Origin of the sequence: Thermosipho sp. 1244, from assembly GCF_018588215.1 — a bacterium.
In the GTDB taxonomy this organism is placed as follows: Bacteria; Thermotogota; Thermotogae; order Thermotogales; family Fervidobacteriaceae; genus Thermosipho; species Thermosipho affectus.
This window is the reverse complement of sequence record NZ_LNGA01000023.1, coordinates 196,580-217,858: the sequence shown is the minus strand read 5'-3', so window position 1 is coordinate 217,858 and position 21,279 is coordinate 196,580. Positions and strand designations below refer to the sequence as shown.

General features: G+C 32.5%; 22 protein-coding genes and 1 tRNA gene. 16 read left to right on the top strand and 7 right to left on the bottom strand.

All coding sequences use genetic code 11. The features are described 5' to 3' along the window. The first annotated feature begins 11 nt into the window (after positions 1 to 11). From AS157_RS06170 to AS157_RS06160, 3 genes are read left to right on the top strand one after another with little or no spacing between them, the layout of a single operon-like run. Positions 12 to 1,103, top strand: a complete 1,092-nt coding sequence (locus tag AS157_RS06170; protein ID WP_077289554.1) for an ABC transporter ATP-binding protein — start codon at positions 12 to 14, stop codon at positions 1,101 to 1,103. Then, entirely contained in the window at positions 1,104 to 1,913 is an 810-nt protein-coding gene (locus tag AS157_RS06165; protein WP_077289553.1) for an ABC transporter permease, read from the top strand. Next, entirely contained in the window at positions 1,910 to 2,680 is a 771-nt protein-coding gene (locus AS157_RS06160) for an ABC transporter permease (protein ID WP_077289552.1), read from the top strand. Before AS157_RS06165 ends, AS157_RS06160 begins: the two co-directional genes overlap by 4 nt. On the opposite strand, the gene rsmD is transcribed toward AS157_RS06160, so the two are convergent. Further along, entirely contained in the window at positions 2,663 to 3,202 is a 540-nt protein-coding gene (rsmD, locus tag AS157_RS06155) for a 16S rRNA (guanine(966)-N(2))-methyltransferase RsmD (RefSeq protein ID WP_077289551.1), read from the bottom strand. The genes AS157_RS06160 and rsmD overlap by 18 nt on opposite strands. A gap of 149 nt (positions 3,203 to 3,351) precedes the next feature. On the opposite strand from rsmD, the gene AS157_RS06150 reads away from it, so the two are divergent. The 6 genes from AS157_RS06150 (at position 3,352) to AS157_RS06125 (ending at position 12,590) form a co-directional block, all read left to right on the top strand. Then, a complete protein-coding gene (locus tag AS157_RS06150) occupies positions 3,352 to 5,175 on the top strand; it encodes an ABC transporter substrate-binding protein (protein ID WP_077289550.1) in 1,824 nt (607 codons plus the stop codon). 52 nt (positions 5,176 to 5,227) lie between these two features. Further along, a complete protein-coding gene (locus AS157_RS06145) occupies positions 5,228 to 6,661 on the top strand; it encodes an ABC transporter permease (RefSeq protein WP_077289549.1) in 1,434 nt (477 codons plus the stop codon). A 13-nt stretch (positions 6,662 to 6,674) separates the two neighbouring features. Then, positions 6,675 to 9,197, top strand: coding sequence for an ABC transporter permease (locus AS157_RS06140; protein ID WP_077289548.1), 2,523 nt, complete (start codon positions 6,675 to 6,677; stop codon positions 9,195 to 9,197). A gap of 6 nt (positions 9,198 to 9,203) precedes the next feature. Further along, positions 9,204 to 10,208 (top strand): ABC transporter ATP-binding protein, encoded by a 1,005-nt coding sequence (locus tag AS157_RS06135; protein ID WP_077289547.1) that lies wholly within the window; start codon positions 9,204 to 9,206, stop codon positions 10,206 to 10,208. After that, the gene (locus AS157_RS06130) at positions 10,189 to 11,193 is read left to right on the top strand and encodes an ABC transporter ATP-binding protein (RefSeq protein ID WP_077289546.1); all 1,005 of its coding nucleotides are present in this window, start codon (positions 10,189 to 10,191) and stop codon (positions 11,191 to 11,193) included. Before AS157_RS06135 ends, AS157_RS06130 begins: the two co-directional genes overlap by 20 nt. A gap of 164 nt (positions 11,194 to 11,357) precedes the next feature. Beyond that, positions 11,358 to 12,590 carry a DUF1015 domain-containing protein gene (locus tag AS157_RS06125; RefSeq protein ID WP_077289545.1) on the top strand — a complete coding sequence of 411 codons (1,233 nt, stop codon included), beginning with the start codon at positions 11,358 to 11,360 and terminating at the stop codon, positions 12,588 to 12,590. Positions 12,591 to 12,614: 24 nt separating this feature from the next. Here the strand turns inward: AS157_RS06125 and AS157_RS06120 are convergent, their stop codons facing one another. The 5 genes from AS157_RS06120 to AS157_RS06100 form a co-directional block, all read right to left on the bottom strand. Further along, positions 12,615 to 12,815, bottom strand: coding sequence for a hypothetical protein (locus tag AS157_RS06120; RefSeq protein ID WP_075666133.1), 201 nt, complete (start codon positions 12,813 to 12,815; stop codon positions 12,615 to 12,617). 13 nt (positions 12,816 to 12,828) lie between these two features. After that, on the bottom strand, positions 12,829 to 13,239 hold the full coding sequence (gene fliS / locus AS157_RS06115; RefSeq protein WP_077287675.1) for a flagellar export chaperone FliS: 411 nt from the start codon (positions 13,237 to 13,239) through the stop codon (positions 12,829 to 12,831). Between the two features lie 13 nt (positions 13,240 to 13,252). After that, positions 13,253 to 13,852, bottom strand: coding sequence for a DUF8042 domain-containing protein (locus AS157_RS06110; protein WP_077289544.1), 600 nt, complete (start codon positions 13,850 to 13,852; stop codon positions 13,253 to 13,255). Then, positions 13,849 to 14,388, bottom strand: a complete 540-nt coding sequence (locus AS157_RS06105) for an NUDIX domain-containing protein (protein ID WP_077289543.1) — start codon at positions 14,386 to 14,388, stop codon at positions 13,849 to 13,851. Before AS157_RS06105 ends, AS157_RS06110 begins: the two co-directional genes overlap by 4 nt. Positions 14,389 to 14,458: 70 nt before the next feature. Next, a tRNA-Ser gene (locus AS157_RS06100) sits at positions 14,459 to 14,548 on the bottom strand. A 169-nt stretch (positions 14,549 to 14,717) separates the two neighbouring features. On the opposite strand from AS157_RS06100, the gene pdo reads away from it, so the two are divergent. The 7 genes from pdo to glgX all read left to right on the top strand — a co-directional run bounded on the left by pdo (position 14,718) and on the right by glgX (position 20,680). Continuing rightward, on the top strand, positions 14,718 to 15,380 hold the full coding sequence (pdo, locus tag AS157_RS06095; RefSeq protein ID WP_077287669.1) for a protein disulfide oxidoreductase: 663 nt from the start codon (positions 14,718 to 14,720) through the stop codon (positions 15,378 to 15,380). Between the two features lie 12 nt (positions 15,381 to 15,392). Next, entirely contained in the window at positions 15,393 to 16,343 is a 951-nt protein-coding gene (trxB, locus tag AS157_RS06090; RefSeq protein ID WP_077289542.1) for a thioredoxin-disulfide reductase, read from the top strand. A 12-nt stretch (positions 16,344 to 16,355) separates the two neighbouring features. Then, positions 16,356 to 16,598 (top strand): glutaredoxin family protein, encoded by a 243-nt coding sequence (locus AS157_RS06085; protein WP_077287665.1) that lies wholly within the window; start codon positions 16,356 to 16,358, stop codon positions 16,596 to 16,598. A 139-nt stretch (positions 16,599 to 16,737) separates the two neighbouring features. Further along, positions 16,738 to 17,409, top strand: coding sequence for a thioredoxin family protein (locus AS157_RS06080; RefSeq protein ID WP_077287663.1), 672 nt, complete (start codon positions 16,738 to 16,740; stop codon positions 17,407 to 17,409). A 1-nt stretch (position 17,410) separates the two neighbouring features. Beyond that, on the top strand, positions 17,411 to 18,049 hold the full coding sequence (locus AS157_RS06075) for a cytochrome c biogenesis CcdA family protein (protein WP_077289540.1): 639 nt from the start codon (positions 17,411 to 17,413) through the stop codon (positions 18,047 to 18,049). A gap of 14 nt (positions 18,050 to 18,063) precedes the next feature. After that, on the top strand, positions 18,064 to 18,489 hold the full coding sequence (locus AS157_RS06070) for an OsmC family protein (RefSeq protein ID WP_077289539.1): 426 nt from the start codon (positions 18,064 to 18,066) through the stop codon (positions 18,487 to 18,489). Between the two features lies 1 nt (position 18,490). After that, positions 18,491 to 20,680, top strand: a complete 2,190-nt coding sequence (gene glgX / locus AS157_RS06065) for a glycogen debranching protein GlgX (RefSeq protein WP_077289538.1) — start codon at positions 18,491 to 18,493, stop codon at positions 20,678 to 20,680. Here glgX and AS157_RS06060 read toward each other — a convergent pair. Beyond that, positions 20,653 to 21,279: an SDR family oxidoreductase gene (locus AS157_RS06060; RefSeq protein ID WP_077289537.1), complete on the bottom strand. Its 627-nt coding sequence runs from the start codon at positions 21,277 to 21,279 to the stop codon at positions 20,653 to 20,655. The genes glgX and AS157_RS06060 overlap by 28 nt on opposite strands.

Below are 21,279 nucleotides of genomic sequence, written 5' to 3'. Positions count from 1 at the left end.
GGAGAAGTTAAATGATTGGAAGTACAGTCACTATAAAAAATATAAATAAATCCTTCGATGACTTTAAAGTTTTAAAAGACATAAATTTAGAAATCAAAAAGGGAGAATTTTTCTCCCTTCTTGGTCCTTCAGGATGTGGCAAAACAACCCTTTTAAGAATTATAGCTGGACTTGAAGATACAGACACAGGGGATATCCTTTTTGATAACACCTCAGTGTTAAACATCCCCCCAAATAAAAGACCGGTAAACACTATCTTCCAAAATTATGCTCTATTTCCTCATCTAACCGTATTTGAAAACATTGCTTTCTCTATGCGATTAAAAAAATTTTCAGAAATTGAAATAAAAGAAAAGGTTGAAAAATTATTGAATCTTGTAAAACTTGAAGAACATGCTATGAAAAAACCTCATCAACTCTCAGGTGGGCAAAAACAAAGGGTTGCCATTGCAAGAGCACTCGCAAACGAACCAAAAGTACTTTTACTAGACGAACCAGTAAGTGCTCTCGATGCAAAATTAAGACAAGAACTCTTAATAGAATTGGACAATTTGCACGATCAAGTGGGTATAACATTTATATACGTAACTCATGATCAAGCAGAAGCGTTAAGTATATCTGATCATGTTGCAGTAATGAATGAAGGAAAAGTAGTGCAATATGGAACTCCATATGAAATTTATGAAAGTCCTGCTAATAAATTTGTTGCAACCTTTATTGGGGAAACAAATCTTATGAAAAGTAAAGTTATAGAAATAAATGAAGAGTTTATCAAAGTTACCACACCTGGAATCGGTGAATTTATATGCTATAAAGATAAGGATGTATCATCAAATGATAATATCTTAATTACCCTAAGACCTGAAAAAATAAAAATTTCTAAAAAATCTTTAAACGGAAAAAACGTTTTTCACGGAATAATTGAAGAAGAAATATATATGGGATATCAAACTAGGTATTTTGTAAAACTAGATAATGGTTACATCCTAAAGGTTTACAAACAACATATAAATTATCTATTGGATGAAACGATATTAACCTGGAAAGATGAAGTATTTGTAAGTTGGGATCCAAACGATAGCTTTATTGTTGAGGTGGAATAGATGAAGTATACATTTGGATATAGTTTCTGGTTAATTTTTTTCTTTCTCATACCAATTTTAATAGTACTTAGCTTTAGTTTTATGCAAAAATCTCTATACGGTGGTATTAATTTTTCATTTTCATTAGATGGATACAAATCTTTATTTTCCGTTAGCTATCTGAAAATACTATGGAGGAGTATCTGGATATCATTGATTGCAACTATATTTACAATCTTACTTGCCCTTCCAACTGCTTATTTTATTGCAAACAGTAAACTTAAAGATTTCTTGCTCCTTTTAGTTGTAATACCGTTTTGGACAAATTCACTTATACGGATTTATGCATGGATATTTGTTCTTGGAAATAACGGAATTATAAACCAAATTATTTCAAAAGTCACAAATCATTATGTACAATTCTTGTATAATCCTTTTGCGGTAATTTTAGTCATAGTGTACACATATTTACCTTACGCAATAATTCCCCTTTTTGCATCCATTGATAGAATTGATAAGTCAATGATAGAAGCTGCTCTTGACCTTGGTTCAAATAAAGTCAAAGCTTTTTTTAAAGTATTAATACCAAATATAAAGTCTGGAATCGTCACATCTACAATTTTTGTATTTATACCCGCACTAGGTTCATACGCGATTCCAGACCTCATTGGCGGAAAAAATTCCAAAATGATTGGAAATGAAATAGTAAGACAATTAACCGTTGCAAAAAACTGGCCAGCTGCATCTGCCATTTCTGCAATATTAACCATTTTCACACTCATTGGTGTACTTTTATTTGTAAAACAAGCAGAAAAAGGTGAAAAAAGATGACACCAGGAAAATTATCAAAAATATTAACAATTTTCGTTTTAATATTTTTTTACATACCAATTTTTATTGTAGTGGTCTTCTCTTTTAATAACTCAAAATCACCTGTATGGGTAGGGTTTAGTTTTCACTGGTATAAAGAACTATTTTTTAATGCATTCGATATTTGGCATGCCTTCTTCAACTCAATCTTTGTCGCACTATTATCAAGTTTTGTTGCAACATCTTTTGGAACACTAGCGGCAATAGGATTGTATTGGGAGAAATTTAAATCAAAGAAGTACATTTGGATACTTTCATACTTACCATTAATAATACCCGATATTATTATTGGAGTTTCTCTTTTAATATTTTTTGTCATGATAAACATAAGATTAAGTTTATTTACAATCTTTGTAGCACATACCACCTTTTCCCTTTCCTATGCAATGATGATAGTATTTTCCAGGTTACAAGATTTTGATAAAAGTATAATAGATGCAGCATATGACCTTGGGGCAACAAAATTTGAAACATTGACAAAAGTCATAATTCCTGCAAGTTTTCCAGGAATATTGGCCGCATTCTTCATGTCACTTACACTTTCAATTGATGATTTTGTAATTACATTTTTTGTAGCTGGCCCCGGTTCAACAACACTTCCTTTAAAAATATATTCCATGATACGATTTGGAATATCACCAACAATAAACGCAATTTCAACTATAATGTTAATTGGAACTATTCTATTAAGTGTTTCAATGAAAAAATACTTAAAGTATATTTTTTAACTTATACATATCTATAACAACATCTCCATACCGTTTTATTTTTAATACCTCCAAACCGTCTGGAGGTATTATTTTTTCTCTCTTAGAATGTTCAACGACTAAAATTCCGTTTATTTTTAAAACTTTGTGCGTATATTGTAATAGTTCATTAACTATTCCAAGACCAAAAGGTGGATCCATAAACACTATATCGTATTTATCTTTTGATGTTCTTAAAAAAACCCTTGCATCTTTTTTTACGATTTTAATCTTTTCTTTCAAATTAATTTTATTTATATTCTTATTAATAGTCTTGACGGACTTTGCAGAAACATCAACAAAAGTTACTAAACCTGCACCATTACTTAAAAACTCAATTCCCACAACTCCACTTCCCGCACATAAATCCAGTACATTTTTTCCTTCCAAATCCAACATATTTACAAGGGCCAACCTTACTATACTTGGTGTATACCTAGTTTTCACATTTGGAACTGTTTCAATTTTTGTTCCTTTAAACTTTCCAGATTCAATGTACAACACACTATCACCTCTACCTCTAATATAAACATATTCTATCAATATTTCTATCTATTTTATTTGACTTTTTTGTTTCAATTTATGTATAATATATCATGTCGGTTACCAAAACTTTGCTAACATTACATTTCTTAAAAGGAGGGGGTCTTTATATGAAACGTTTGTTAGTATTTCTAACTGTTTTGTTTAGTATTTTTCTATTTGCTGAAACAGTGGTTAACTATGCTTTACTTGAAGATATTACAACAACAAATATTTGGAATTTACTTGGTTCAGGTTCATCTTCTTGGAACTTTTATGTACAACTTTGGAAATATCCTTCACTCTTATCTATGAATAAAGATGGAATGTTAATACCATCGGCTGCTGATGAAATTCCAAAAATAGTTGAAGAAGATGGAATGTATACAGTTACTGTAAAAATCAGAAAAGACTTAAGGTGGAGCGATGGTTCACCATTTACCGCAGATGATGTGGTATTCACCTTTAATACCATCCAAGAACTCCAAATCCCAGGTGGTAATTGGACGGGAGCATATGAACCAAAAAAAGTTGAAAAAATTGATCCTTGGACAGTTAAGTTCTATTTTGAAGAGAAAAAAACTATGACCATTTACTATGATACCCTTATGACTGCAATAGTTTGCAAAAACTTCTGGAAAACATATGTAGAAAAGGCAAAAGAACAGGAAAATCCAGTTAATTGGTTATTAAGTCAAGAAGTAGTTGATCCAGGAATTACAGCGTTAAATCTTGGAAAAATCGAAAAAGGTGCATTTGTAGAAGTTAAAAAGGAAGTAGAAGATAATTTCTACTGGGCAAAAGGCGAAAAATCCATATACCTTGAGAATGGAGGTTTCATTGTTGAAAATCCAAATAGCGGTTATAAATGGGCAAGTAACAATCCAAAACCGGATGGAAACGTAAAGCTTGAAGTAGTCAATGGCCCATATATTGATAAAATTATATACAGAATATACGGAAACAAATCTGTTGCGCTCCAAGCACTTCAAAAAGGTGACGTGGATTTCGTTCTTAATCCAAATGGTCTGACCTCCGGTGAATTTGAATCACTGAAAGGCGTACCCGGTATAAAATTAACGGTAAATCCATCACTTGGTTTCAGATACCTTGCGTTTAACATGAGAAAATTTCCATTTAACATAAAAGAATTCAGGCAAGCAATTGCCGCATTGATAGATAGAGATTACATTTGTAACAGAGTTCTTCAGGGAAAAGCAATTCCTCTTGCAACTCCAGTTCCACCCGCGAACACGTTCTGGTTTAATCCAGATGTGAAGACTATAGGCGAAGGACTCTCAAGAGCCGAAAGATACCAACTAGCAATTGAACTCCTCAAAAAAGCCGGATTTAGTTGGGATCAAGAACCTGTAATTAATCCAAATAACCCTGCAAATCCTATAAGCAAACGTGGAAAAGGGCTTAAAGGTCCCGATGGAAAATACGTACCAGATCTTGAATTACTCTCCCCATCCGGAGAATATGACCCAATGAGAGCAACAACAGCAATTTACATTGAACAATGGGCTAAAGACCTCGGAATACCCATTGATGTAAAACTCACCGATTTTAATGAAATTGTAACAAGGGCATTTGACGAAGTTGATTTTGATATGTACATGCTTGGTTGGGGTATTGGAAGAGTTCCAACATACTTTAAAAGTTTCTGGGCATCTGACCAAATGGCCCCAGAAGGATTCAATACTCCAGGATACAACAATCCAGAATTTGATGCTTTAGTTGAAGAATTTGAAATGGCTGATAACTTTGACGAAGCAGTTGCTGCTATAAAAGAAGCTCAACAATTACTTGCAGATGATCTTCCATATATAATACTCTTTACAACACCAATTTACGAAGCATATAGAGATACCATACAATTCCCATATACGGATACACTTGACGGTATTCAAAATTACAATGGATTCCCAGAAAACGTAATGAAGGTAAAATAAACCTTCCCCCCTCGGTTTCCGAGGGGGAATTCTACAAAAAGGAGAGGTGAAAATGAATACAAAACTTTGGATACAGTTAATAATAGGATTAGTATTTTTTGTATCGTTATTTATCCATCCATACACTTCTTTTGGAGTAATATTACCGCTGTTTGCAATAATTACAACCACATTTAACACGAAAAAAGTACATCACTATATATTTTTGATTATTTCTCTTTTACTTTATTTTTCAGCATTTTTTGGATTTAAATATTTCTTCATATTCAGTCCAAGATTTAATTATTTGCTTTCTATTGTTTTGTACCTATTTTCACTACCATTACCCGGTCTCTTTAAGTTTATAAGAAACAGAATATACCAGATGTTAATTTTGTTGATAATATATATAACCGTTGTATTTTTTATATTCCTTGCAATGCCAGGTGATTATACTTCTAAATTTCTTGATCCAAAGATCATGAAACAACCTGAAATGATGGAAAAAATAAAAAAATTATTTGGTGTTGGTGACCCGTGGTACGTAAAATACGCAAAGCATATGAGAAATTTCTTTAACTTAGAACTTGGCATATCATTTTCTGAATATCCAAAACCCGTTGAAGAAATCATTGCCGAAAGGCTTCCTCGAACAGTATTCTTGTTTTTAATGACAACCCTTTCATCATATATCTTAGGATACAATCTTGGAAAAAGAATTGCTTGGAAACGTGGTGGCATTTCAGATAAAGTGGCAACTTTTGTTGGAATTGTTTTCTGGACAATATTTACACCTTTCTTTATGCTTATTATGATTTGGCTTTTTGGTGTGGTTCTGAAAATCTTCCCAATTAGTGGGTTTATAGAACCATCGAAGTGGTTAAATGTAAGCTTTTCAACACAAGATGTGTTTATTAGACTACTTTTAAGTGCATTTTTAATGGTTGTTTTCTGGACAGTTGGACTAATTGTTGCCACATTTATGAAAACTAAAAAATCTAAGACAGTATCTATGCTTAGTATAACCTTTTCTGGAATCTCAATTATTATATTATACTGGTTGTTTAATGGATACGGATACTATGCATTGGATATAATTTACCATGTAATATTACCAGTTTTATCCCTCACGATGCTGGGATTTGCAGGTAGTATGTTAGTAATGAGAGATACCATGCTCGAAATAATAAAAGAAGATTACATTACAACTGCTAAAGCTAAAGGTCTTCCAGACAAAGTGGTAAGAGATAAACATGCAGCAAGAACAGCGCTTTTACCTTTAGTTACAAGTTTTGTGCTTTCACTTGCAACTACAGTTAGTGGCGGTGTTATTACCGAAACAATGTTTTCTTGGAAAGGTATGGGACTTACTCTTTTAAACGCCACACTTGTCCAAGATACACCTCTTGCAATGGGATGTTTAACGTTTACCGGTGTTTTTATACTTATAGCTCATTTGGTTGCAGATATCCTATATGCAATACTTGATCCTAGAATTAGATATTGAGGGGTGAAAATAGATGGCAAATGAATCCATTACAAAAATTAAATTTAAGCTATTTTTGAGAAACTTTAAAAAGAACTGGAATTTATTTAAAGAAAATAAAATGGGAATCTTTGGTTTATCAATAATTATAATTTTCGGAATTTTTGCACTAACATATCCTATCGCTTGGCAATTTGTAGACCACAGTATCTATAATCCCGTTACTGGTACAGATCCAAGGGTACAAGATATTTCATACATATCAAAATACATGTCTCCACAAAACGTGATTAAAGGCATAGAAATCCCACCTGCAAGAATCTTCACATATTCATTTTTAGATCAAGGAGAAGATTTTAAAAAACAAATAGAGCAAAAAATAGACACTGCACAAAGACAATTTGTAAACCTTGATTATGCCCAAGCCTTTAGACATATTTTAGATACTATCGTTGACAGCTATTTTCCAATAAAAGAAAGAATGAGGTTTCAAACCCAAGTTTCTCAACTTCTAGAACACAACCTTATTTCAATTAAACCCTTGTCAAACATTATTGAAATTGGTAATAGAAAAAAGTTTTCACTAATTTCATTTAAAAAATTATTGAAGAAAGTAGATACAAAAACATTAGCAATTGCACTTTCAAAATACAAAAACAGTCGTGAAGTTTCCACAATAGGTTTATGGATAAAAATAATAAAAGGAAAAAATGAAAGGAACAAATTTAACGAAATGTTGAAAAACACATATTCTGAATTTGAAAAATCAGAAGCCAAGAACAAAATTTTCTCCGCAGTTAACGAGCTTGTAAAAAATGGTGACATAGAGATACAAATTTCTGTTAACAGCCAAAATGACCTTGAAAATATCATCAAAACAAATAAGATTCCTACATTTGATTTAGCAAAATCAACCATTTTCAATACGTTAGTGGACATATTAACATACGCAAAAATAAAAAAGGACAAAAACATAATCTCAAAATTGGAAAATTCCCATTACAAAAACTTACTAAAATTGGCTGAAGAAAAAATACCTAACTTAGAAAATACGGAAAACAAAAATTCAAACTTAGATAGAATTAATCAATATTTCTCAGAACTTAAGAAAATTTTTGAAAAACTTGATCTAACATTTGATTTAAATCATCCACAAATAATTTTAGATAACCTTTCTGGTATTAACCTTGCCATTATTTCTTTTGACCTTTCTCCGGAAACTAAAGCAAAACTCGAAAATAACTTAGAAAAATATCCGGAAATCCAAAAAAGTTTTAGAAAAAAACAAGAAGAACTTTACAAAATTGTTGCAAACTCAAGAGCTTTCATGCTCACAATAATATCAAATATTTATAATGAACCAATTGACAAAATAAATATACCCGAAATTTACCTTTCACTTGATTACACCAAGTTGATTCCAGCGCTTGACTCTCCTATGACAAATCTTTTGTCATACGCTACCAAAGGTACAAAACACTTTGATCTTATAATAAATAATATTAAAAGCGCAGGGGATATTAATTATCAAAGATTGGATATAGTTGAAAAATTAGAAAAAACTCCACAACTAACGGAAGAAATAAACTTTTTAAATAATTTCAATGATTACTATGTAATATCAAAATACTTACTTAAATCTCTTTTAGAAAAATATATATCCAAATTAAACGACAAAAGTTATTGGGTAAAAAAATATAGTGATGTATTAAACACTCAAACTGATCTTTCAAAAGCCGTTGAACACTTAAACAAACCGATCAAATTATCAAAAAAAGATGCAGAAAAACTTATAGTATCAATCTACAACAAACTTGCCCTTGAATCCAAGCTTGGAATTCAACATCCATTACCTCCAAACAGGTGGCATATTTTGGGAACGGATCCAGGTGGTAGAGATATCTTTATGCAACTTTGGAGAAGCACCCCAAGTGAATTTATGCTTGGTTTTTTAGCTGCAATTATAACCGTAACAATTGGTACTATTATTGGTACTACTGCAGCATATTATGGTGGATTTATAGATACTTTCTTTATGAGACTTGCCGATTTAATGTTACTATTCCCAGGTATTGCTTTCTTGATTGTTTTATCAGGATTTTTCAAATTAAACCTATTTTGGCTTGCATTGATACTTGGTTTACTAGGCGGTTTTGGTGGGATAACACTTGTAATTAAAGCACAAGCACTAACAATAAAGGTAAAACCATACATTGAAGCTGCAAAAGTCGCAGGTGCAAGTAATAGATATATTATATTCAACCACATAATTCCCAATGTAATGCCTCTTTCATTCCTTTATATGATGTTTAATGTGACAGGTGCGGTATTTTCAGAAGCCTCCTTAAGCTTTTTTGGACTTTTAAGAATAAGAATAAGTTGGGGTATAATGATAAACACTGCGTGGACGTCAGGATATCTTTCATCTGGAAATATAGGATCATACTGGTGGCTATGGGTCCCAGCAGGGTTAATAATAACTATATTCTGTTCTGGCTTCTACTTCCTTGGAAGAGGACTTGAAGAAATTGTAAACCCAAGACTTAGAAAGAGGTGATTTAAAGTGGCGTTACTTGAAGTAAAAAACTTAAAAATGCATTACAAAACCAAAATGGGGTACGTTAAAGCCGTTGATGGTATAAATTTCACCCTTAATAGTGGCGAAAGTCTAGGAATAGTAGGAGAATCTGGATGCGGAAAAACATCTGTTTCAATGACAATGCTAAGACTATTACCAGAAAATGGCGAATTCAAGAAAGGTCAAGTGCTTTTTAACGACAATGGAAAGATAGTTGATCTTATTTCACTTCCAGAAGATAAAATGAGAAAATACAGATGGAAAGGTCTTGCGATGATTTTTCAAGCAGCTATGAATTCCTTAAATCCCGTATACAAGGTTGGTGATCAAATCGTAGAGGCTATTTTAACACACTATCCAGAAATGAGTATTGATGACGCAAAAAATAAAGTAGCAAAGTTATTTGAACTTGTAGGTCTTGATCCAAAAAGAATGGAACAATATCCTCATCAATACAGTGGTGGAATGAAGCAAAGGGCAGTTATAGCACTAGCTTTATCTTGTGATCCAAAAGTTATAATAGCAGACGAACCAACAACGGCTCTTGACGTAATTGTTCAAGATAAAATACTAAAAGAAATGAAAAAAATTCAAAAACAATTAAACATGGCTATGATTTACATTTCCCATGATATAGCAGTTATAGCCGAAGTAAGTGACAAAATTGCGGTTATGTACGCGGGAAAATTCGTTGAACTTGGAAGCTCCCATGATATATTCAAAAATCCAATGCATCCTTATACATTTTTGCTAATGAACGCATTTCCAAGTACTGTAGGTGAAAAGAAAAAACTTTTAACAATTCCAGGTGAACCCCCTAACCTTCTAAAACCACCAAAAGGTTGTAGGTTTGCTCCAAGATGTCCGTGGGCAACTGAAAAATGTAAAAATGAAGAACCTGAATACAAGGAAATTGAAAATGGGCACTTTGTAGCATGTTGGTATCCTTTAAATGAAGAGGTGAGAAAAAATGCAAAAACTAAGCTCTAATAAAGTCGATACTATATTAAAAGTTGAAAAGTTAAAGAAATTTTTTCCGGCAGATAGGGGATTATTTTCAAAAGTACGTCATTTTGTTCACGCAGTCGATGATGTTTCATTTGAAATAAAACGTGGTAAGTCATTGGGACTTGTTGGTGAATCTGGATGCGGAAAAACCACAACGGGAAAGGTCATTGTAGGACTTGAAAAACCAACCGATGGAAAAGTTTACATTGAAGGTAAAGAAATACATCAATTTTCTTCACATCTGGAATATCACAAAAAAGTACAAATGATATTTCAAGATCCATATGAATCTTTGAATCCAAGAATGACAATATTTGATATTATTGCAGAACCACTAAATATACACAACATAGGAACATTGAAAGACCGAGAAGAAAAAGTTGAAAAATTATTACAAGACGTAGGTCTTACTCCTCCATCTAGTTTCTTGTGGAGATATCCACACGAACTTTCTGGTGGACAAAGACAAAGGGTTGCAATAGCAAGGGCACTTGTACTAGAACCTAGTTTTATAGTAGCAGATGAACCAACTTCAATGTTAGATGTTTCAGTTAGAACAGGTGTTATGAACCTTCTAATGGATTTACAAGAAAAATATAATATGAGTTATTTGTATATCACGCACGATTTCGCAGTTGCTAGATACATGTGTGATAAAATAGCAGTAATGTATTTGGGAAAAATTGTTGAGTATGCAGATGCAGAAGAAATATTGTTTAATCCATTACACCCATACACCAAAGCATTGCTTTCCGCGGTTCCAGTTCCAGACCCAGACTATGAAAAAGAAGAACCAAATATAATCGGTTCTGTAAGTAAACCAATAAATCCTCCTCAAAGGTGTAGATTTTACAATAGATGCCCATTTAGAACTAATCTTTGTAAAGACAACCCACATCCACCATTAAAAAACTTGGGAAATGAACATTATGTTTCTTGCTATTTAGTTGAAGAAGGAAAAATTTAGTCCTAGTTCAAAAGAACTAGGACTTTTATTATACATAAAACTGTATAATTTAGAAAAAATAAGCTAGCACTTGATTATTTTAAAATTTTATTCCTAACCAAAATTGCAAATGTATAACTCGTATGCTAAAATCTTTCTGCAAATAAAAAAAAGGAGGGGAAAAGATGATAGTAAGACCTTTCAGAGGTTTAAGACCAAAAAAAGACATGATTGAAAAAGTAGCTGCAAAACCGTATGATGTAGTAACAACCGAAGAAGCAAGAAAAGAAGCACAAAAAAATCCATATACATTCTATAGAGTAACAAGGCCAGAAATTAATTTTGATGGTGAGGTTGATACACATTCAGATGAGGTCATTTTAAAAGGCAAAGAAGTATTGGAGCAATTCCAAGAAGATGGAGTAATGATATTGGAAGATAAACCAGCTATTTACGTGTATAGAGAAGAATGGAAGGGATATTCACAAACGGGAATTTACGCAACTTTCTCAACCAAAGAGTACAAAGATGGAAAAATCAAAAAACATGAACTTACAAGAAAAGATAAAGAAGACGAACGAGCAAGACATGTAAAATTAATGAAAGCACACACTGGCCCTGTTTTTCTAATGTACCGTTCCATCCCAGAAGTCGACAATTTAATAATAAAGCACACAACAAAAGAACCAGAATATGATTATACAGATGAATCTGGTATACACCATACACTTTGGATAGTTAAAAATGAAAATGAAATCAACGAAATTGTTGAAGCATTCAAAAAGGTAGACGCATTCTACATTGCAGATGGACACCATAGAGCTGCTGCTGCTGCAAGAGCAGCCGAAGAACTAGCAAAAGAAAATCCAAATCATACAGGTGAAGAAGAATACAACTATTTTCTTGCAGTACTATTTCCTCACACACAACTTCATATATTAGACTACAATAGAGTTGTAAAAGATCTCAATGGACATTCAAAAGAAGAATTCCTGAAAAAAATAAGTGAAAATTTCAACATTGAAGAAACAGAAAAATTTAAACCATCTAAAAAACACGAATTTGGCATGTACCTCGATGAAAAATGGTATCGATTAACAGCTAAAGAGGGAACATACAACGAAAATGACGTGGTTTCCTCACTAGATGTTTCGATATTACAAGAAAATCTATTAAAACCTATATTAGGCATTGAAAACCCAAGAACAGACAAAAGAATTAACTTCGTTGGTGGAATTAAAGGAATTGAAGAACTTGAAAAGCTGGTAAACAACGGAGAATATAAAGTGGCATTTGCATTATATCCAACGGATATCGAAGATCTTTTAAGAGTTGCTGACGAAGAAAAAACCATGCCTCCAAAATCCACATGGTTTGAGCCAAAATTAAAAAGCGGAATAATTGTACATTTAATGTAAAACCCCCCAGATTGGGGGTTTTTTTTAAGCAAAAAAAGCAAAAATACCTGAAATAACAAAAACTATACCTCCAAATACTAAAAACTTTATTCCTAAATTTGCACTTTCTTTTTTCTTTTTTTCGTTTTGCCTTCTCATATATCTCAATGAAATCTCAAAAAACACGGCAGAAATTATAAATAAACCAATGCTTAAAACAAAGAAAATATTCGAAACAAATTTCATATCTTTCACACCCTCAAAGACTCACATTAAGCCTTGGTCTATTGGGATCAGGTAATTTATTTGCCGTATTTCCTACGTTTTTCATGGCTTCTTTCCATGTTTCTAAAAGCTCAAAAAGATAATTCCTAACTTCTGTTATTTTTTCTATATCCTTCTTAATATTTGCTTCCACTAATGCTTTAAACATGTAATTATATAATGCCCTCAAATTTTTAGCAATTTCTCCTCCTTGTTTCATGTCTAGCGACAAATTAAGTTCGGTAATAATATCCTGACACTTCTTTATGTATTCGTTCGCACTTAGAAAATCTTTTTTATTAATACTCTCGATAGATAAATCCAACAATTCTACAGCCCTTTGGTATAACATTTCTATCAACTTTGCTGGACTAGCAGTTTTCACCATTTGCTCTGTATAATCCATCATTTCACCTTCCCTAATTATTTTGTTTCAAGGTTTTTAAAATATTTTGAAAATAACTTTTATAGTAATCTAAAACAATAGGTATCTTTTCCTTCAATAGATCAGAAAGTTCTAGTAAATCTTTACTTTCAAGGGCTTCCACAAAATTTCTCAATATATCTGCAACTTCATTACCATCTACTTTTAATTGAAAATCAGAAGGTGAAAAACCCGTCATTTTCATGGAATTTACCCTCAAATTCTCCATAGAAGAAATACCCTCTGCAAGATCCACAATATTGCTAAATCCTTCATTATCCCCTAACAATATATTATCTGAAACTTTACCAAGAAGGTTTGTGATATTATCGATATATTCAATAACATCTGATAGGGTTGTTATAAAAAATTCTTGTAGCGGTACAAAATTCATTTCAATTTCAAGTTCATCATCTAAAATAGCATTTCTTAATTCATCAATTCTACTAATCGGAACCGATTTTTTATTAATCTTTACTTCACTTAAAACCATTCCTTTTAAATTCATCGAAACTTTGTCCAAAAGCTCTCCAAAATTCGCATATTTTGAAGATTCGAATTTTTCAACCTTCCCATTTACCACTAACTTTATCATTCTTTTCCACTCCTTAAGAAAAAATACGTTTTAAAAATACCTATTATAGTCTTTGAATCTGTAATATCACCACTTATACATTTCTCCAAAACTTCATCAATATCCTTGACTTCTATTTTGATTATCTCATCTTCGTCGGGTTCGGCATTTCCCTTCACTAAATTCCTAGCAAGATATATGTAAATCACTTCATTTGAAAAACCCGGGGTAGTATGTATACATCCCAAATACGTATAATATTTTGCCTGGAAACCCGTCTCTTCTTTTAGTTCTCTTTTGGCACATTCAAGTGGATCTTCCCCTTTAAAATCAAACTTTCCAGCAGGTATTTCAAGTAACTCTCTACCAATGGGATATCTATACTGTTTCACCATCACAACTTTATTATCGTCCAAAATCGGAACAACTGCAACTGCCCCAGGATGTAACACATACTCTCTTGTGCTTTTCCTACCATTTTCAAGAAGTACCTCATCCTTTTTCACGTGCAATAATACTCCTTTAAAAATTTCTTGGCTCTTTAAAAGTTTTTCCATTATTCTCCCCCTCTTATCTATTCTCATCTTAAATTATACTACAAAAAATGGCAGGGATAACCCTGCCATTTGGCGGAGGCGGTGGGACTCGAACCCACAAGGGCAAAAATGCCCACCGGTTTTCGAGACCGGCCCCTTAGCCAATTCGGTGCACGCCTCCAATCATCAATATATTACCATAAATTATAAAAATTTCAACAATATTTAAAACCGACAAATTATATCCGAAATTGTAACATTAAGTTTAGACTAATTTACATAAATTGGTGTATAATAAAAGGGACCCAAATCTGGGAGAAATTAATTAATTTTTTTGGAGGTGTAATATTATGGCACTTTTATCAAACGAAGACAAGAAATACCTTGAAGATTTATTTTCAAAAGAACTTAAAAACACTGTAAAACTTATTTACTTTGGCGATTCAAAAGAAAATTGTGAATATTGCGAACTTGAAGAGCAAATTTTAGATGAAGTAAGTAATCTTTCCGATAAGATAGTTGTGGAAAAATATAACGTAAATGAAAATAAAGATTTAGCAGAAAAATTCGGTGTTGAAATGACACCTGCACTTATCCTAACACTTGAAGATGGTGAAGATAAAGGTGTAAGATTTTATGGCATACCATCTGGCCACGAATTTGGCACACTTGTACAAGACATTGTAACTTTTGGAAAAGGTGCTACACCAGAGCTTTCAGCAGAAACAATTGAAAAACTCAAATCAATTGACAAACCTGTTACAATTAGTGTTTTTGTAACTCCTACATGTCCATACTGTCCACGTGCAGTGTTAACAGCTCATAACTTTGCATTAGTAAATCCACTTATAAAAGCCGAAATGATTGAAGCAAATGAATTTTTTGAATTGAGTAATCAATTTGGTGTATCATCAGTTCCTCATATAGTAATCAACAGAAATCCAAATACATTCTTTATAGGAGCATATCCTGAGCCACAATATCTTGAAGAAGTATTAAAAGCTATTAGATAAGGAGGTGAAAATATGATTCACCTTGACTTGGGAAATATATCCTCCGGACCAAAGGAATATTACGATGTTATTATTGTTGGAGCAGGGCCAGCAGGTCTTACCGCAGCAATTTATGCTGGACGTGCGGGGTTATCCGCTGTTGTTCTTGAAAAAGCATTAGAAGGTGGTGCTGTAACACAAACTCATATTGTAGAAAACTGGCCAGGGTTTATTAAAATTGAAGGTGGCGAACTTGGAGAAAAATTTGCGGCGCACGCAAAAGCTTTTGGAGCGGAAATTGTTACAGCACAAGTGGTAAAGATTTCATACGATAACGAATACAAATGCGTCGAACTTGATAACAGTAAGAAAATTAAAGGAAAGGTTATTATTTTCGCAACAGGTGCTGTTCCAAGAAAATTAGGTGTTCCCGGAGAAGAAAAATTTAGAGGTAGAGGTGTTACTTACTGTGCAGCATGTGATGGTTATTTATTCTCTGGAAAAGACGTTGTTGTAGTTGGTGGTGGAGATAGTGCATGTGATGAAGCACATTTTCTTGCAAAAATGGTAAATAGCATTACTATGGTACAAAATTTGCCCTATCTTACTGCCGCAAAAGTACTTCAAGATAGGCTTATGCAAAACAAGAACGTAAAAGTAATCCTCAACTCTCTAGTAAAAGAAATCAGAGGAACTAATAAAGTTGAAGAGGTTGTTATAGTAAACAACGAAACAAAAGAAGAAAAAGTTATTAAAGCTGAAGGAGTATTCATCTATGTTGGACTTAAACCGAATAGTGATTTAATCAAAGACATAGTCCAAACTGACAACTATGGGTATATAATTACCGACGAGAATATGGAAACAAACATCCCAGGAATCTATGCAGTCGGAGATGTGAGGAAGAAAAATCTCAGACAAATTGTAACAGCTGCTGCAGATGGGGCAATTGCTGTTGAACATGCTGCAAAAAAATACTTCTAAGGAGGTGGGGTAATGCAACACGTTAAAATTATTATTTACACCACTCCAACTTGCCCATATTGTAAAAAGGCAAAACAATATTTTAAGCAACTTGGATTAAAATTTAAAGAATACGATGTTTCAAAAGATCAAAAAGCCGCTGAAAGAATGTACAAAAAAAGCAAACAACTTGGTGTGCCTGTAATTGAGATTGGAAATCAAGTTATTGTAGGATTCGACAAAGCTAAAATAGACAGATTATTAAATATAAACTAAGGCAGGGTTACACCTGCCCTTAGTTTTTTAGGAGTGATAGTATGAAATTTTTTGAAAAATTGAAAATGAGATGTCCCGTTATAAGCTTTTTTAAAAAACTTGGAATGAGGAAATTTAAAGTAAGAAAGAAGGTAAATCCATGAAAAATATGTTACTATCTTTGTTGGTACTTACATCAGTTTTCGTATTTTCATATGATTATACTTTCTATGACCTTGGCATTGCTAATAGAGTTGCAAAGATAGAAGATAAACCTCTTTTAATATATTTCTCTTCTCCATCTTGTATTTACTGCAAAAAATTTGAAAATGAAGTACTATCATCAAAAGAATTTCAAGAAATTTTGAAAGCTGCATATATATTTGTAAAAATAAATCCAAACAATAAAAAAACAGTGTTTTTAGACAAAGAGTTTACAAACAACGAACTTTTTTCGGCGTTTGGTATTAGGGGAACTCCAACATTTGTATTTTGGCATCAAGATAAGGCGATTACCTCAATACCTGGTTATATGCCATTAAACGATTTTAAAAAAGCACTTATGTATATCCTAAGATTTTTATACGAAAATTACAAAGAAACTTTTAAGGTATACTCAAAAAAAGATGATTTCTATTTAGGGAATAAAAAAATAATTTCTGTTTCAAAAGATGACTTTGATTTTGTAAAAGAGAACGACAAAAACTCGATATTTTTAGATAGTTTAAATGAGGATATAAATCCCTATAACGTCTACTTAACTAAATCCAAAGATATTGCTAAAAAATTAAGTAAAAATGGCGCCTTAAGAGTACTTATATTGGAGGAGTAATATGTTCTATAAAGATATAAGTGTTTGGGTAGCTCTAGGTCATGGTATACTATCTTTTTTTAGTCCATGTATTTTACCATTAATTCCTGCATTTTTGGGAATACTTTTTACTGCCAAAAATAAACTTCTTAAACTTTTAGGTTTTTTCTCTGGTTTTTCCATATTTTTCACAGTTATTGGTGTTTTTTCATCAATTTTTGGTTTTTTCTTTGCAAAATATAGTAGTATAATTAATTATGTATTTGGCTCTATAATTATACTAATGGGGATATTATATATTTTTCAAAAAGAACTACTAAAGCCAAGAAAAGTAAATGTGTGGAAATTCAAAGGTGGCAGCTTTATTACCGGTTTTTTACTTGGAGGAGTTATCGGCATCATCTGGATCCCATGCAGTAGTCCAATATTAGGTTCAATATTAGCAATTGCCGCAAGTGCAAATTCGCTAAAAGGTGCTGTTCTTCTTTTTGTATACTCTCTTGGTATATCAATACCTTTTTTGACTATTGGCTCATCTATATCAAAATTAATAACCGCAAGTTTTAAAGCATATAAATGGGAACTTACACTAAGAATTATTGGCGGAGCCTTTTTAATATTACTTGGTGTTCTAATAATGTTTGGGAAAATGGTAGTTTGAAAGGAGTGGTTTTCATGGCAAAAGCTGAAATGAATTTTTACAATGGTATGTTGTTTTATTCAAAAACAACATCAGGTCATGATTTAATACTTGATGCTTCTGAGAATGTAGGTGGAAAAGATGCAGGAGCAAGACCTAAAGAATTAATTTTATACTCTCTTATGGGATGTACGGGAATGGATGTAGTCTCATTATTAAGAAAAATGAGAGTTATTGACCAAATGGAATCTTTCAAGTTAGAAATAGATTATGAAAACGCATCTGAACATCCAAAGGTATATACCAAAATTCATCTAAAATATATATTCAAATTTAACGGAGAACCTCCAAAAGAAAAAGTAGAAAAAGCAGTAAATCTTTCTCAGGACAGATACTGTGCAGTCTCTGCCATGTTGAAAAAAGTGATACCAGAATTCACTTACGAGATTGTATACGAATAATATGGCAGATTATCCTCTACAGTATAACAACCCCGATTCAAACGTTATTTTAAAAACAAAAAAGGGATATCCAAAACTTGGTGCTACACCAGATGATACAGGTGTAAATTTTGGTATTTTTTCCAGAAATGCCGAAAAAGTAGTTTTGGAACTTTATCAAAACTACTACGATGATGAACCTTCTCATAGATTTGAACTAGATCCCGTGTCAAATAAAACAGGGGATATTTGGCATATTTACATATATGGCATAAAACATGGGCAATATTATGGTTGGAGGGTATTTGGACCATACGACCCAGAAAATGGAAAGAGGTTTAATCATAACAAGTTACTAGTTGATCCATACTCTAAAGCTATTTCTAGTTCATTTGATTGGGATTCATCTTCTGCATACGGATATGATATAAATTCCCCGTTAAAAGATTTATCTTTCTCCGCAGAAGATTCTGCAAAAAGCCCCACAAAATCAATTGTAATAGATGATTCAAAATACGATTGGGGTAATGACAAGCAATTGCATATACCTTGGGAAGACACTATAATCTATGAAATGCACGTTAGACTATTCACAATAAGTCCTACTTCTAAGATAAAATTTCCTGGAACCTTTCTTGGAATTATTGAAAAATTAGATCATTTAAAAGAATTAGGAGTTACTACAATTGAATTAATGCCTGTTTTTGAATTTAACGTTAATTCCATTGATAGAATTAATCCTATTACTGGTGAGAGACTTAAAGATGTTTGGGGATACAATCCTTTGGGTTTTTTTGCAGTTACCGGAAACTATTCAATAGGTTTAAAACTTGGTGAGCAAGTATTCTTATTCAAAGATTTTGTAAAAGAAATGCATAAAAATGGTTTTGAAGTTATTCTAGACGTTGTTTACAATCACACAGGTGAAGGAAACGAATTGGGACCAACTTTAAATTTCAGGGGAATTGATAATGAAATATACTACATGCTAGATCCTAGAAATAAAAGGTATTACCTTAATTATTCAGGATGCGGTAACACGCTAAATTGTAATCATCCAGTTGTAAAAGAAATGATCATAGACAGTTTAAGATATTGGGCAACTGAAATGCACGTAGATGGTTTTAGATTTGATCTTGCCGCAGTACTTGGAAGGACTCCAGATGGAAGATGGATAGGAGATTTATCACTTTTAAAGGACATAGCAGAAGATCCAATTTTACATAACTTAAAACTTATTGCAGAAGGTTGGGATGCCGCTGGAGGATATTTCTTAGGTGAATTTCCAGAAGGTTGGGCAGAATGGAACGGAAAATATAGAGATACAATTAGAAAATTCGTTAGGGGGGATGAGGGGGTAATTGTTGAACTTGCACAAAGAATAACAGGAAGTAAAGACTTATACGAAAAGAAAAACCCGCACGCTAGTATAAATTTTATAACTTGCCACGACGGCTTTACAATGAGAGATTTAGTAAGTTACAACGAAAAACACAATGAAGAAAATGGAGAAAATAATCAAGATGGTACTAATGAAAACTTTAGTTATAATTATGGAGTTGAAGGTGAAACAGATAATCCCGAAATTATAAAATTAAGAAAGCGCCAAGTAAAAAACTTTATAACAATCCTTATGATATCGCATGGCACCCCTATGATCTTAATGGGAGATGAAATATACAGAACACAATACGGAAACAATAATGCGTATTGTCAAGACAATGAGAAAACCTGGCTTAATTGGACATTTAAAGAAAAATACTACGATATTTTTAGATTTTTCAAAAAAATGATTGATTTTAGAAAAAAACATCATGCTCTTCGTAGAAAACACTTTTTCACTGGAAAAGACTTAACAGGTGATGGTATTGCCGATATTAGTTGGCACGGTATAAAACCATTTGAACCAGATTGGTCTTACCATTCACATTCTTTGGCCTTTATGATAAGCGGAAACGACTTTTTATGTAAAAATGCCAAGGAGGATAATGACATATTTGTTATCTTGAACCAATGGAGAGAACCTCTCACCTTTACACTTCCTATATTGCACGAAAAAACTTGGTATCGCGTTGTTGACACATCTAAAGACTCACCAAATGATTTCTTAGATATCCCTGAACAAATAGGATTTAAATATACCGCTCAACCTAGAAGTTCGGTTATATTAATCAGCAAAAAAAATCACCAAGGTAGCAATTTACCTGTATAATCTACAAATATACCTGTATCATTTATCTCTTCAATTACGTTCAATATACCCTTTGCAGAATCATTCGGTGAGACTGGCGCTTCTTTTCCACCCATTTCTGTTTTTACCCAACCTGGGTGCACGGAAATAACTGATATACCTTTCAATTTATCCGATAAAAGTTTGGTTACCATATTAAGGGCTGCTTTAGAAAGAGAATATGAAAAACTAGTTGTTCCACTTGTCAATTCAATAGATCCCAACACAGAAGAAATATTTACAACTTTACCTCCTCTTCTTAATCTTCCTCTTTTATACAAAGCTTCTGTAAGAAACAAAGCTCCTAAAGTATTTACTTTAAAAGTTTTTATGAAGTTTTCATAATCTAAATTACCAAAATTATCCTTATACAAAACTCCTGCATTATTTATTAAGATATCTACAGTTTCAACCAACTCATCTGCAAATTTATCTATTGAATCTTTTTCTGATAAATCTAAATAATATGCACCCTCAACTGGATTTCTCATTGTGGCAATAATTGTGTATCCCCTTCTTTGTGCTTCAAGGAGTAATGCCCGACCAATTCCCCTATTTGCCCCTGTAATTAATATATTCAT

Coding starts and splice junctions, on each gene's coding strand:
- AS157_RS06120 (WP_075666133.1), bottom strand. CDS start 12,815: ATGAAATTTGTTTCGAATATTTTCTTTGTTTTAAGCATTGGTTTATTT.
- AS157_RS06160 (WP_077289552.1), top strand. CDS start 1,910: ATGACACCAGGAAAATTATCAAAAATATTAACAATTTTCGTTTTAATA.
- AS157_RS06080 (WP_077287663.1), top strand. CDS start 16,738: ATGAAAAATATGTTACTATCTTTGTTGGTACTTACATCAGTTTTCGTA.
- AS157_RS06150 (WP_077289550.1), top strand. CDS start 3,352: ATGAAACGTTTGTTAGTATTTCTAACTGTTTTGTTTAGTATTTTTCTA.
- fliS (WP_077287675.1), bottom strand. CDS start 13,239: ATGGATTATACAGAGCAAATGGTGAAAACTGCTAGTCCAGCAAAGTTG.
- AS157_RS06170 (WP_077289554.1), top strand. CDS start 12: ATGATTGGAAGTACAGTCACTATAAAAAATATAAATAAATCCTTCGAT.
- pdo (WP_077287669.1), top strand. CDS start 14,718: ATGGCACTTTTATCAAACGAAGACAAGAAATACCTTGAAGATTTATTT.
- AS157_RS06165 (WP_077289553.1), top strand. CDS start 1,104: ATGAAGTATACATTTGGATATAGTTTCTGGTTAATTTTTTTCTTTCTC.
- AS157_RS06125 (WP_077289545.1), top strand. CDS start 11,358: ATGATAGTAAGACCTTTCAGAGGTTTAAGACCAAAAAAAGACATGATT.
- AS157_RS06070 (WP_077289539.1), top strand. CDS start 18,064: ATGGCAAAAGCTGAAATGAATTTTTACAATGGTATGTTGTTTTATTCA.
- AS157_RS06145 (WP_077289549.1), top strand. CDS start 5,228: ATGAATACAAAACTTTGGATACAGTTAATAATAGGATTAGTATTTTTT.
- AS157_RS06085 (WP_077287665.1), top strand. CDS start 16,356: ATGCAACACGTTAAAATTATTATTTACACCACTCCAACTTGCCCATAT.
- AS157_RS06060 (WP_077289537.1), bottom strand. CDS start 21,279: ATGAATATATTAATTACAGGGGCAAATAGGGGAATTGGTCGGGCATTA.
- AS157_RS06140 (WP_077289548.1), top strand. CDS start 6,675: ATGGCAAATGAATCCATTACAAAAATTAAATTTAAGCTATTTTTGAGA.
- trxB (WP_077289542.1), top strand. CDS start 15,393: ATGATTCACCTTGACTTGGGAAATATATCCTCCGGACCAAAGGAATAT.
- AS157_RS06110 (WP_077289544.1), bottom strand. CDS start 13,852: ATGATAAAGTTAGTGGTAAATGGGAAGGTTGAAAAATTCGAATCTTCA.
- glgX (WP_077289538.1), top strand. CDS start 18,491: ATGGCAGATTATCCTCTACAGTATAACAACCCCGATTCAAACGTTATT.
- AS157_RS06075 (WP_077289540.1), top strand. CDS start 17,411: ATGTTCTATAAAGATATAAGTGTTTGGGTAGCTCTAGGTCATGGTATA.
- AS157_RS06105 (WP_077289543.1), bottom strand. CDS start 14,388: ATGGAAAAACTTTTAAAGAGCCAAGAAATTTTTAAAGGAGTATTATTG.
- AS157_RS06130 (WP_077289546.1), top strand. CDS start 10,189: ATGCAAAAACTAAGCTCTAATAAAGTCGATACTATATTAAAAGTTGAA.